This is a genomic window from Rhizobium sp. SYY.PMSO, assembly GCF_046840415.1.
GTDB lineage: Bacteria > Pseudomonadota > Alphaproteobacteria > Rhizobiales > Rhizobiaceae > Rhizobium.
In genome coordinates this window covers 1,505,524-1,517,654 of record NZ_CP177351.1, presented here as the reverse complement: position 1 = coordinate 1,517,654, position 12,131 = coordinate 1,505,524, and the positions used below count along the sequence as shown (strand labels likewise).

Sequence of the window (12,131 nt, the reverse complement as noted above, 5' to 3'; positions counted from 1 at the left end):
GAAAGGGCGATCGAACATGTCTTTCCGCGGCGTATTTCCCTACCTCGTCTCGCCGATCGATCATTCCGGTCAGGTGATGAAGGGCGTGTTGGCCGACCTCGTGGATCACCTGATCGCTTCGGGGGTTCATGGCCTGACGCCGCTCGGCAGCACCGGCGAATTCGCCTATCTGAACTGGGATCAGCGCCGCAGCGTCGTCGATACGGTGATTGCCGCCAGCCACGGACGCGTTCCCGTGGTCGCCGGCGTCGCATCGACATCGACCAGCGACGCTGTCGCCCAGACCGAATACATGGTCGAGGCGGGAGCCGACGGCATCCTTGCGGTCCTGGAATCCTATTTTCCGGTCAGCGACGAAGGTGTCGAGGCCTACTTCACGGCCATTGCCAAGGCGGCGAAGGGCCGGCCGGTGGTGCTCTATACCAATCCGCAATTCCAACGTTCCGACTTGAGCCTGCCCGTTATCGAGCGGTTGAGCCGGGTCGATAACATCCGCTACATCAAGGACGCTTCGACCAATACGGGGCGGCTACTCTCCATCATCGAGCGCACCCAGGGCCGCATGGAAGTGTTCGCAGCCTCGGCCCACATTCCGGTCTGCGTGATGATGATCGGCGGTGTCGGCTGGATGGCCGGTCCCGCCTGTGTCGTGCCGAAGCAGAGCATCGCGCTCTACGAGGCCGCGAATGCCGGCGATTGGGCAAGGGCGATGGATTTGCAGCGGCCGCTCTGGCGGGTCAACGAGATCTTCGCGAAATACTCGATCGCCGCCTGCATCAAGACGGCGCTGGAGCTGCAGGGCTTTCCTGTTGGCGCCCCCATGCATCCGCAGCTTCCGCTTGGCGAGGCTGCGCGAATTGAGATCGCAGATGTTCTTCGCGAACTCGGCGCCCTTTGACATCGCATTTTCCATCTATTGAAGGCATTTCACCATGAAGCCGATTTCGATCATTGTCGATTGCGACCCGGGAATTGACGATACGATCGCACTTCTGACCGCATTCGTGTCGCCGGAACTCGATATACTCGGCATCACGCCGGTCTGCGGCAATCAGCCGCTGGAGCGCACCGTGCGCAACGCCCTTCAGGTGTGCGAGCTCGGCGGTCGTGTCGAGATCCCGGTCTTTGCAGGCTGTTTTCGCCCAATGTTGCGCGAGCCGATCCACGGCCAGTTCCACGGCAAGACCGGGCTTGGCAATACGGTCTTGCCGGAGCCTGAAAAGACGGCGGAGAGCAAATCCGCGGTCGATTTCCTCATCGACACCTTGAGCGAGGCAGCACAGACAGGCGAGCGCATCACGCTCTGCTGCCTTGGGCCGATGACCAATATCGCCGTCGCCCTCAGGATGAAGCCGCAGATCGCCGATGGCATCGAGCGGATCGTCATGATGGGGGGCGCCTATCGCGAGCCGGGCAACCGGACGATGACCTCCGAATTCAACATATTGGCCGATCCGCATGCGGCGCATGTCGTCTTCTCAAGCGGAATACCGCTCGTTGCGCTGGCGCTCGATGCGACGCATCAGGTGATGCTGAAGCCGGAGCATGTCGCCGAGTTCGCGCGCGTCAGCGGGCGCATCTCGCAGACGCTTGCCGAGCTGATGGCCTTCTGGGATCGCAACGATGTGCGCCGCTACGGTTCGCGCGGCGGCCCGCTGCATGATCCGCTGGTGATCGCCTACATCCTTGCCCCGCATCTGTTCGCGACCGAAAAGGCCCGCGTCTTCGTGGAGCACGAAAGCGAACTCTGCATGGGCCAGACCATTGCCGACTGGTATGGCAAGAGCGGTCTCGAGCCGAATGCCGACATCGTCACGAAGGTCGATGCCGAGGGCGTGATCGCCTTCTTTCTCGAGCGTTTGTCGCGCTATGCCGAAAAGGCCATCGCATGACACGTCATAAGGTCATTATCGATGCCGACCCGGGCGTGGACGATGCCGCGGCCATCCTGATGGCGCTCGCATCGCCGGAAATCGACGTGCTCGGCCTGTCGATCGTTGCCGGTAATGTTCCCCTTCGCGATACGGTGCTCAACGCCTGCAAGATCGTCGGCCTCAGCGGCCGCGACGACGTGCCGGTTCATGCGGGAGCTACCGGGCCGCTGGTCCGCGATCAGGTTTTTGGCAAATATGCCAGCATCGGCGCCTTTGACGATGGCTTGGTCAGGGCCGGCGACATCGGCGCTTCCAGCGAGCATGCCGTCCATTTCATCGTGCGCTCCGCGCGCGAAGCGGCAAAGGCCGGCGATCAGATCACCATCTGTGCCATCGGGCCGATGACCAATATCGCCTTGGCGCTCATCCAGCATCCGGACGTGGCATCCGGCATCCGGCAGATCGTTTCGATGGGCGGAGCCTTCACGGCGCTCGGCCACCGCACCCCCTGGGCCGAGTTCAATATCTATGCCGATCCGCATGCCGCCGAGGCCGTTTATCGGTCCGGCGTACCGATCGTCATCATGCCGCTCGACATGACGTTTCAGGCCCTGTTTACCTCGGAGCATTTCAAGCAGTTTCGGGCGGGAGGCGAGGCGGGGAATGCGCTTTTCAATCTGTTTTCGACCTTCGACCGCAGCGATATCGGGCGCTTCGGCAGGCCGGGCGGTCCGATCCACGACGCCACGACGATCGCCTGGCTCATCCGTCCGGATCTGTTTCGCGGCCGCGAAGCTTTCGTCGGTGTGCAGGTGACGGGCCTCACCATGGGCTACACCTATGCCGACTTTTACGGAAAGATGGATCGCCCGCCGAATGCCACCGTTATCACCGAGGTCGACGAGGCCGGGTTCATCGCACTGCTGATCGAGCGCGTCGTCCGCTATGGGCGGAACGGGTTCGGGAAGACAGCGCAGGGAGGTTGAAAACATGGGCGGATATTTGCTGAGCCGGTCGATCCAGACCATTCTTACGCTGCTCGTCATGTCGGTTCTGGTCTTTGCCGGGCTCTATCTCGTCGGCAATCCCGTCGACGTGCTCTTAAGTCCTACGGCAACGCCGGCGGAGCGTCTTCAGGTCATTCAGTCCTTCGGACTCGACAAGCCGGTCTGGGAGCAATACTGGCTGTTTCTCACACGCGCGCTGTCGGGGGATCTCGGCAATTCCTTCGTCTATAATCAACCGGCGCTGACGTTGATCCTTCGCCGCATGCCGGCAACCTTGGAGCTTGCCTTCGTCGCGCTCATCATGGCGCTGGTCATCGGCATACCGCTCGGCGTCTATGCCGGCCTGAAGCCGAAGGGCCTGATCTCGAAATCGATCATGACCTTCTCGATCCTCGGCTTCAGCCTGCCGACCTTCTGGATCGGCCTCGTGATGATCATGCTGTTCAGCGTCCATTTCGGCTGGCTGCCAGCCTCCGGCCGGGGCCAGACGGTGCCGGTTTTCGGGGTGCCGCTCAGCCTCCTCACCTTGGACGGCCTCTCCCATCTGGTATTGCCGGCCTTCAATCTGGCGCTCTTCAAGATTTCGCTCGTCATCCGCCTGACCCGCGCCGGCGTAATGGAGACGATGCAGCTCGATTTCGTCCGGTTCGCTCGCGCCAAGGGCCTGACCGAGCGGCGGATCGTCACCGTGCATGTGCTGAAGAACACGCTGATCCCGCTGATCACCGTGATCGGCCTCGAACTCGGATCGTTGATCGCCTTTGCCGTCGTGACCGAGACGATCTTCGCCTGGCCCGGCATGGGCAAGCTCATCATCGACGCGATCGGCGTGCTCGACCGACCGGTCATCCTCGCCTATCTGATGATCACTGTCGTTATGTTCAGCGTCATCAACCTGCTGGTCGACATTCTCTATTCGATCGTCGATCCCCGCGTTCGTCTCGAAGGGAATTCGTAATGGCCGACAATAGCTCGAACGCTGGTTCGGTGCATGCGGGCGAGGCGGGTGCAGACAAGGCCGTCTCGCGTTCGCCCTTCCGGCAGACGATGTCGGCCCTTCTGCACGACAGGCTTGCGCTGGCAGGGCTGATCCTCGTCGCCATCTTCGTGGTTGCGGCAATATTCGCGCCGCTGCTCGCCCCGCAGAACCCCTATGACCTGTCCCAGCTCGACATTCTCGATGGGCGTCTGCCGCCCGGCTCGCATAGCACGAGCGGCATGCTTTACCTGATCGGTACGGACGATCAGGGTCGCGATCTGATGAGCGCGATCCTGTACGGCTTGCGTACCAGCCTGCTCGTGGGGATATCGAGCGCCGCCGTGGCGCTGGTCATCGGCGCTTCGATCGGGCTCGTCAGCGCCTATGTCGGCGGCCGCCTCGATGCCTTCCTGATGCGAATAGTCGATATCCAGCTAAGCTTCCCCGCCATTCTCATCGCGCTGATCTTTCTGGCGATCCTCGGCCAGGGCGTCGACAAGATCATCCTGGCGCTCATCGTCACGCAATGGGCCTATTATGCCCGCACGATCCGCGGCTCGGCGCTGGTGGAGCGCAAACGCGCCTATGTGGACGCGGCCCGCTCGATGGCCTTGCCCGATGGCAGCATCCTCTTTCGCCATATCCTGCCGAATTGCCTGCCGCCCCTGATCGTGGTTGCCACGATGCGCGTGGCCTATGCGATCATGCTGGAGGCGACGCTCTCCTTCCTCGGCATCGGCCTGCCGGTCACGCAGCCGTCTCTCGGCCTGCTGATTTCCAACGGCTTCGAATATATGCTCTCCGGCGATTACTGGATCAGCTTCTTTCCGGGCCTGGCGCTTCTTCTGCTCATCGTCGGGATCAATCTTATCGGCGATGCGCTGCGTGATATCCTCAATCCACGGCGGGAAGGCTGAGCCATGACCAAACCGATCCTTTCGATCTCCAAGCTCAACACGGCCTTTCGCGTCGGAGGCGAATGGCGCAATGTCATCCGCGATATCAGCTTCGATATCGGCCCGAAGGAAACCGTTGCCGTCGTCGGCGAATCCGGCTCCGGCAAGAGCGTCACGGCAATGTCGATCATGCGGCTTCTGTCGCCGGCCAATTCGAAGATCACCGGCAGGATCGAGTTCGAGGGACGCGATCTCCTGTCGCTGCCGCTTGCCGATATGCAGGCGATCCGCGGCAATCGGATCGGCATGATCTTCCAGGAGCCGATGACCTCGCTCAATCCCGTCCTGAGGATCGGCCGGCAGATCACCGAGGTTCTGGTGCAGCATCGCGGCATGTCGCAATCGCAGGCCGAGGCCGAAGCCGTGCGCCTGCTCGAAAAAGTGCGCATTCCCTCGGCAAAATCGCGCCTCGATGAATATCCGATGAATTTTTCCGGCGGCATGCGCCAGCGCGTGGTGATCGCGATCGCGCTTGCCTGCGATCCGAAGCTTCTGATCGCCGACGAACCGACGACTGCGCTGGACGTGACCATTCAGGCGCAGATTCTCGGCCTGATCAAGACGCTGCAGGAAGAGGAGGGCATGTCAGTCCTCTTCATCACCCATGATATGGGCGTCGTTGCTGAAATCTCAGACCGCACGGTCGTCATGTATCGCGGCGAGCAGGTGGAGACGGATAAGACGGCCGCGCTCTTTGCCGGCGCCAGGCATCCCTATACGCGCGCGCTTCTCTCGGCCGTGCCGCAGCTCGGCTCGATGACCGGGACGGACCGGCCATTGCGCTTTCCGCAGGTGGATATGGCGACCGGCGCGGTGCAGCCTGTGAAGCCGACCGAGGATACGGTAAGGCTCAATCAGCCGCCGATCCTGAAGGTCGACAACCTCATCACCCGTTTTCCGGTCAAGCGCGGTTTCCTGCGCAGGACCGTCGGCAACATCCACGCCGTCGAGGGTGTTTCGCTCGAACTCCGGCAGGGCGAAACCCTGTCGCTGGTCGGCGAATCCGGTTGCGGCAAATCGACGACCGGACGTTCGATCATTCGTCTTACCCCGGCAATGTCCGGCGAAATCCGTATCGACGGCAAGGATGTCCTGAAAGCCGGCAAGGACGATCTTGCCAATATCCGGCGCGAAGCGCAGATGATCTTCCAGGACCCGTTCGAAAGCCTCAATCCGCGCATGCGTATCGGCCAGGCGATCGCCGAACCGATCATCGCGCATGGGCTGGCAAGCGCCTCGCAGGCAAAGGGTCGCGTCGGCGACCTTCTCGAACGGGTCGGCCTTTCGGCATCGATGGCGGATCGCTTCCCGCACGAATTCTCGGGCGGGCAGCGCCAGCGTGTGTGCATCGCCCGCGCACTCGCGCTCGAGCCGAAGCTTCTCATCGCCGATGAATCGGTTTCCGCGCTCGACGTCTCCGTCAAGGCGCAGGTCATCAATCTCATGCTGGACCTGCAGGAAAAATACGGACTTGGCTATCTCTTCATCAGCCACGACATGGCCGTGGTGGAGCGCATCAGCCACCGTGTTGCGGTGATGTATCTTGGTGAAATCGTCGAAATCGGGCCTCGACGGGCGGTTTTCGAGAATCCGCAGCACGACTATACCAAACGTCTGATGGCGGCGGTCCCTGTTGCCGACCCGACCCGCCGTTCGACGCGCCGTATCTCCAATGAGGAGATCGGAAGTCCGTTCCGTGTTGCAAACTATGAGCCGCCAAAACGCACCTATGAACAAGTGAGCCCGGGACATTTTCTCCGGGTTGCCTGAATGGGGAGGCAATCGCCGGGCAGCGCGAACAGCCACCGGGGTTAAAGCAATTCCAGGAAAAGTGCATAGCGTTTTCCGTCCGGATTTGCGTCAAGGCAAAAGGAGAGAGCGTTTTCGCGCTTCGAAGAAAAGCGGAAGCGCTCTGGGTGAGGGTATCCTTCCACGCCGCTTTCGTCTCGATCCCGCATCTCCCGCTTAACAGGCGGAGGATTGTGTCCGGGAAATTATGGAGCCATGGCGGCATGCCGTATGACCGGAGAATTGTTGCGTATTAGTCACTGGCGGGAACAAACGTTATGTCTGGCGGCAACCGGGCGATGCGGGCAAGTCCGGATCGGTCCGGGCTTATCCCATGAAAAAACATGATATTTCCAATCATATTTTTATCCGGCTGTCGGATTTCCAATCGATCGGTCCGCTCCTGAACTATTGCAGAGCAGGAAAATCCTGATTAGTCGCTGACCGCAGCGGAGCAGCTGATGCAATATTTTCGCGCTGGCGGGACGTGACTATGAGTTGGGATTTAAACGGTCTCTTTAGACGGCATGCCAAGGAAGTCGTACGCTTTCTGTGCCGGCGTGGCATGAACAGGGAAGCAGCTCACGATCTCACGCAGGATGCGTTCGTGCGATTGCTGGCCTACAATGGCCGTTCCGATCGCAGCGCCGGCAATCCGAGGGCGCTTCTTTTCCATGTCGCCCGCAATCTCAGTATCGATTTTTACCGGCGGGAGCGCCTCGTCCAGTATGCCGACCTCACGGATGAAGAGTTTTTCGCGATTCCCGATCTCAGTCCTTCGGTCGAAACGATCGTCTACGATCAGCAGCGTCTTGCAATTACCGCTGCCGCGCTCGCAGAGCTTCCCGAACGCACCCGGCTCGCGTTCGAACTGCACCGTCTTGGCGATATGACGATCAACGAGGTTGCCGAACAGCTCGAATTGTCGTCGACACGGACATGGACTTTGATTCGGGAGGCCTACCACCACATCAGGCAGCGCCTTCAGGCCGCCGCCGACTGAAGTGCGGATAAATTGAAGCGCTTGTTCGTTTCCATCTATAGTGCCCAACCGATCCAGCTTACCGACAAGACCACTCATGCAGCAAGACACAGGCGACGATGATCGATTGTTCGAAGAGGCGATGAATTTGATCATCCGCCTGCAGAACGATCGCAGCAATCCCGTTGCGCTAAACATGATCCGCCATTGGCGCGCAATGAGTCCGGAGCACGAGCGCATATGGGCGGAGGTACTGGAAATCCACGCCATGTCCGGAAAAGTTCTCACGGATCAGTATCAGCTCGAATCCGCACCTGGGATTTCCCGACGCAAATTGATGCTCATGGGGGCGCTCCTCCTCGGGACGGCTGCAACCGGGGGGCTGGCCGGTCCGGGGCTCATCGCAAGGGCAAGTGCCGATTTTGCCACGACGACGGCCGAGATCAAACGCGTTGCCTTGCCGGATGGAAGCGTGCTGACGCTCGGCCCGGATAGCGGGATCAAGGTGGCGTTCAGCGAGCGGCGGCGAGACATACGATTGCTCTATGGCATGGCGTTCGCGGAGGTTGCCAAGGATGCCGATCGTCCCTTCTCCGTTGGCGTGGATGAGATCACGGCAACCGCGCTCGGAACCGCCTTCGATGTCAGCGATGACGACGGCTTCGTGACGATATCGGTCGATCACGGCCTGGTGCAGGTCGATGCCTCGATAGTCGACCGGGCGCAACTTTCAGCCGGTCAATGGTTGAGGGTCGATACGAACGGGAAACGTTTCGATCGCGGCGCACGCAACCTCGGGCAGATCGCCGTCTGGCGCGACGGCATGATCGTTGCCGACAACGAGCCGATCTCGGCCGTCATTGCCAGGATTACCCGCTGGCAGTCCGGGAAAGTACTGGTCGCCGATCCGGGCCTCGGGTCCCTGCCCATTAGCGGGGTGTTCGATCTCAATCAGCCGCTCAGGGCACTCGAAGCCGTCGTCCAGCCTTATGGCGGCAGGGTACGTCAGATTTCTCCGTGGCTCACCGTCATTACAAAAATCTGATTTTTTTCCTCAGGAAAAGAGAAAATCCAGCGGCCACGCTCGTCTCCATCCATAGGGCGGCACATACCGAGCTTGAGCAGGCAAAGCACGCTCTTTCGCATCTGTATGAATTGGAGTGGTTTAATGGGGCGTGGATTGGCTTTTCTGCTTCGGGACAGGAATAGCGGCGGAGCAGGCTTGGCTGCGTTGATGGTGTCGACCATGTCGGTCGGCCTGGGTGTCATGCACACAGGCCCGGCGCTTGCGCAAACGACAGCCGAGGTCAACTTCTCGGTGCCGGCGGGGTCGCTGGATCAGGCGCTTGCCGCCTTCGGCAGGCAATCCGGTCTTCAGGTCACCTATACCCCGTCGATCACAGCAGGCAAGAAGTCGCCCGGCGCATCCGGACATCTCTCCCCCGATCAGGCGCTTGCCCGAATCCTCAAGGCATCCGGCCTGTCTTTCTCATTCACCAATTCCACAACGGTCGCGATTTCGGCGGCAGCGGCGGGGGGCACCGTCGACAGCACCGGTGCGACTGCGTTGGCACCCATTGAAATTCGGAGCGGCAAGGAAAGTGCGTGGGGGCCGGTAAACGGACTGGTCGCGACGCAAAGCGCTTCGGGCACGAAGACCGACACGCCGCTCGCCGAAACGCCCCAGTCGATATCGGTCGTTTCCCGCAAGCAGCTTCAGGATCAGGCGGTGCGCAACGTCGGAGAGGCGCTGCGTTATTCGCCGGGCGTGCTTGCGGAAGAGTACGGAGGCACGGATGCGCGTATCGACCGTTACATGATACGTGGTTTCCCCGGCACCAATCCCTATCTGGATGGCCTGACCACCAACACTTACTACACGCTGCTGTCGCCGAAGATAGAACCCTATGGGCTTGAGCGGGTCGAGGTGTTGAGCGGGCCGGCATCATCGCTCTACGGCGCGAATAGTCCAGGCGGCCTCGTTGCCGCGGTCAGCAAACGTCCGACCGATACGCCGCTGCACGAATTTCAATGGCAGGTCGGCTCGCCGAAGGGCGTATCGGGTGCCTTCGATTTCAGCGGGCCGGTCAGCGACGACGGAACTCTCCTGTATCGCTTGACGGGTATTGCGCGGACGGCAAATACCCAGGTCGATCACGTCGACACCAAGAACTACTACATTGCGCCCGCCTTCACCTGGAAGCCGGATGAGGATACGACCTTTACCTTCCTCTCCAAGTTTCAACGATCGAACGACGGCGGCCTGGTGCAGAACCTGCCGGCATTGGGCACGCTCTACGGCGCGTCGTTCGGCAAGATTCCAACCAGCCTGTTCACCGGAGAGCCCGATTTCAACGATATTACCCGCTCCAGCAGGTCGGTGGGCTATTCGTTCGAGCATCGTTTCAACGACGTTTGGACGGTGCGCCAGAATTTGCGCTATTCCTATACGGATACGGATATTCAAGAGATCGGGACCTCGGGGTTCATCCCCGGAACCACTCAACTCGACCGCTGGACTTTGGGTGCAAGCGCCAATCTTCATGATCTTGCGGTGGACACGCAGGCGCAAGCCAAGTTCGATACCGGGCCGCTCGATCATACGCTTCTGTTCGGCGTCGATTATATGCGTTCGCACAGCCGTTGGTATGAGAGCGACGGATCGGCGTCGCCTCTCGATGTGCTCGATCCGGTCTACGGCCAGCCTTTCACCGTACCGGCGGTCGATTTCGCGACCGACGATCATCTCCGGCAGACAGGGGTCTATGCGCAGGATCAGGTTGCCTTCGGCAATTGGCGCGTTTCCGGCGGGCTGCGTTACGACTGGGCGAAGACCAGCGACACGGATCTGGTTTCGGACGGCAATCCAACCGTCGAGAACGACGACAAGAAACTGACCGGGCGCTTCGGCCTCCTTTATCTTTTCGACAACGGGATCGCTCCCTACTTCAGCTATTCGACCTCGTTTCAGCCGTCGCCCGGGCTGAATTCGACGACCGGCGATGCGTTGAAGCCGACCACCGGCAAGCAATACGAGGTCGGCGTGAAATATCAGCCGTCCGGCTACAACAGCTACATGACGGTTGCCGCTTATAATCTCGACCAGACCGATGTGACGACAACCAATCCCGGCCCGCCGGTGACCTACGCACAGACCGGAGCCATCCGTATGCGCGGCTTCGAAGTGGCGGGGGTCGCCGATCTGGACAACGGCCTGAAGCTGATCGCGAACTACACATACAATAACGGAGAGATCACCAAGGACGATGATCCGTCTCTACGTGGAAACCGGCCGAAGGACGTGCCGAAAAGCATGGCCAGCCTGTGGCTGGACAAGACCATCGAAAGCGGCGCAGCCGAGGGGCTTGGGTTCGGCGCGGGTGCGCGCTATGTGGGCAGCCGTTACGGCGACAACGCCAATACGCTGAAGATCCCGGATTATTTCCTCGTCGATGCCTCCATCCACTATGATTACAAGGATTGGCGTTTCGCGCTCAACGGCACCAATCTGTTCGACAAGAAATATGTCGGCACCTGCGATGACGATACGTTCTGCTACTATGGAGAGCGCAGGGCGGTGCTGGGCACCGTCTCGGTAAAATGGTGATCCGGGACCGGTCCCGGCCCGGCAGTGCCCCGCAGGCAAACGGTCGGATGGGAAACCCGTTGGGACGCCGGCGATTTATCGCCGGCGCAGCCGCAACTCTGATCGGGTATCCCCTGACGTCGAAGGCGGCGCCGCAAGAACGCAGAATCGCCTCCTTGAACTGGGCGATCAGCGAGACACTTTATGGCCTGGGCATCACGCCGATCGCCGCGGCCGAGACGGCGTCCTATGATCTGGTGGTGGGGCAACCAAGGACACCGGCCACGACCGTCGACATCGGGCTGCAGGGTGCACCGAATTTCGAATATATCGCGCAACTGTCTCCCGACATCATCCTTATCCAGACCTGGCAGGAGTCGCTGCGGGCACCGCTTGCGCGATGCGCGCCGGTCGAAACCATTGGCATTCATACCGGGGAGGGCGACGTCTATCGGCATGCCTGCGATGCGGTCCGCAAGATCGGAGCCCTGACCGGACGTGTAGTCGAATCGGAAACATTTCTTGCAGGTGTGGAGGCCAGGTTCGCGTCGTTGCGAAAGAGCATGCAGGCCAAGCCGATGGTTCCACTGTATCTCGTACAGATGATCGACGACAATAATCTCACGGTTTTCTCGCGGGGAAGCCTGTTCGACGCCGCTCTTTCCAAGCTCGGCCTCGTCAACGCATGGCAGGGCGAACCCACTTTGCTGTGGGGAGGGGCCGTCATCGGCATCGAGCAACTCGCGACAGATCCCAAGGCCCGGATAATACTCATCGATTCTCCCGGGCTTGCGCCGGAGGAAGCCCTGACGAAGAGCCCGCTGTGGGCGACATTGCCAGCGGTTCGATCGGGTCGCTTTACCAGGATCCCGTCATTCTGGGGGTTTGGAGCGCTGCCGACGACTATCCGTTTCGCAGAAACGATCGCCTCCAGCCTCGAAGGCATCCCCGGATGATCG

General features: G+C 60.6%; 10 protein-coding genes. All 10 read left to right on the top strand.

The window, feature by feature from the left end; translation table 11 throughout:
• The first annotated feature begins 16 nt into the window (after positions 1-16).
• Positions 17-898 carry a dihydrodipicolinate synthase family protein gene (locus ACJJVH_RS33565; RefSeq protein ID WP_112794611.1) on the top strand — a complete coding sequence of 294 codons (882 nt, stop codon included), beginning with the start codon at positions 17-19 and terminating at the stop codon, positions 896-898.
• A 34-nt stretch (positions 899-932) separates the two neighbouring features.
• Positions 933-1,892, top strand: coding sequence for a nucleoside hydrolase (locus ACJJVH_RS33560; RefSeq protein ID WP_113360139.1), 960 nt, complete (start codon positions 933-935; stop codon positions 1,890-1,892).
• Positions 1,889-2,860, top strand: coding sequence for a nucleoside hydrolase (locus ACJJVH_RS33555; protein ID WP_113360136.1), 972 nt, complete (start codon positions 1,889-1,891; stop codon positions 2,858-2,860). The genes ACJJVH_RS33560 and ACJJVH_RS33555 overlap by 4 nt, the downstream gene beginning before the upstream one ends.
• 4 nt (positions 2,861-2,864) lie before the next feature.
• On the top strand, positions 2,865-3,839 hold the full coding sequence (locus tag ACJJVH_RS33550; RefSeq protein WP_412066604.1) for an ABC transporter permease: 975 nt from the start codon (positions 2,865-2,867) through the stop codon (positions 3,837-3,839).
• Entirely contained in the window at positions 3,839-4,777 is a 939-nt protein-coding gene (locus ACJJVH_RS33545) for an ABC transporter permease (protein ID WP_113360132.1), read from the top strand. The genes ACJJVH_RS33550 and ACJJVH_RS33545 overlap by 1 nt, the downstream gene beginning before the upstream one ends.
• Before the next feature lie 3 nt (positions 4,778-4,780).
• Positions 4,781-6,586 (top strand): ABC transporter ATP-binding protein, encoded by a 1,806-nt coding sequence (locus ACJJVH_RS33540; RefSeq protein WP_113360131.1) that lies wholly within the window; start codon positions 4,781-4,783, stop codon positions 6,584-6,586.
• Positions 6,587-7,097: 511 nt separating this feature from the next.
• Positions 7,098-7,607: a sigma-70 family RNA polymerase sigma factor gene (locus ACJJVH_RS33535; RefSeq protein WP_112794617.1), complete on the top strand. Its 510-nt coding sequence runs from the start codon at positions 7,098-7,100 to the stop codon at positions 7,605-7,607.
• 76 nt (positions 7,608-7,683) lie between these two features.
• Complete coding sequence (locus ACJJVH_RS33530) at positions 7,684-8,631, top strand: FecR domain-containing protein (RefSeq protein ID WP_112794618.1); 948 nt, start codon at positions 7,684-7,686, stop codon at positions 8,629-8,631.
• 177 nt (positions 8,632-8,808) lie between these two features.
• On the top strand, positions 8,809-11,193 hold the full coding sequence (locus ACJJVH_RS33525; RefSeq protein WP_162751674.1) for a TonB-dependent siderophore receptor: 2,385 nt from the start codon (positions 8,809-8,811) through the stop codon (positions 11,191-11,193).
• 155 nt (positions 11,194-11,348) lie between these two features.
• On the top strand, positions 11,349-12,128 hold the full coding sequence (locus ACJJVH_RS33520; RefSeq protein ID WP_162751675.1) for an ABC transporter substrate-binding protein: 780 nt from the start codon (positions 11,349-11,351) through the stop codon (positions 12,126-12,128).
• Positions 12,129-12,131 lie beyond the last annotated feature (3 nt).